The sequence below is a fragment of the Aeromonas schubertii genome (assembly GCF_000820105.1).
GTDB lineage: Bacteria > Pseudomonadota > Gammaproteobacteria > Enterobacterales > Aeromonadaceae > Aeromonas > Aeromonas schubertii.
In genome coordinates this window covers 1-502 of sequence record NZ_CDDB01000059.1, presented here as the reverse complement: position 1 = coordinate 502, position 502 = coordinate 1, and the positions used below count along the sequence as shown (strand labels likewise).

The window sequence follows — 502 nt, the reverse complement described above, 5'->3', positions numbered from 1 at the left end:
CCTCCCCGGCCCCCCTGGGCCACCCCTGCACCGAGAAGTGCCAGCGCCGCCCCTCGGCCCATAACAAGGGGGGGCGCCGCTCCATCAGCCAGAGACCGTGCAGACGCTGGCTGCGCTCCCCAAATTGAGCGACCAGCTCGCCCAGGGCCGCCTCCAGGGTGGCGCGCCTGTGACTCTGGTAGGCACTCGCCAGCAGCCCCACCAGGGTGAAGAGCAGGAGCAGGCTCACCGCCAGACGAAGCCCCCCCAGCCAGCGCCACTGCTCCTGCTGCTCGCGGCTCATCATTCCTCCTACTGACCACGCACCACGCGCATCATGTCCCACATGGGGGTAAAGATACCCAGCGCCAGGATAAGCACCATGACGGCGACGATGCCGATCAGGATCGGCTCGATGCGGGCGGTCAGGCTCTTGAGGTCATAATCCACCTCCCGCTCGTAATACTGCGCCACCTCCTGCATCAGATCATCCACCTGACCCGTCTCCTCCCCGACCGCCACC

At 66.9% G+C, this 502-nt stretch carries 1 protein-coding gene and 1 pseudogene; both read right to left on the bottom strand.

Annotation, left to right across the window (positions count from 1 at the left end; translation table 11 throughout):
* A pseudogene (locus BN1133_RS12100) lies at positions 1–283 on the bottom strand (hypothetical protein); the annotation flags it as partial.
* Positions 284–291: 8 nt separating this feature from the next.
* The coding region (locus BN1133_RS12095; RefSeq protein ID WP_197273674.1) for a type II secretion system F family protein at positions 292–502 on the bottom strand (211 nt) is incomplete at its 5' end.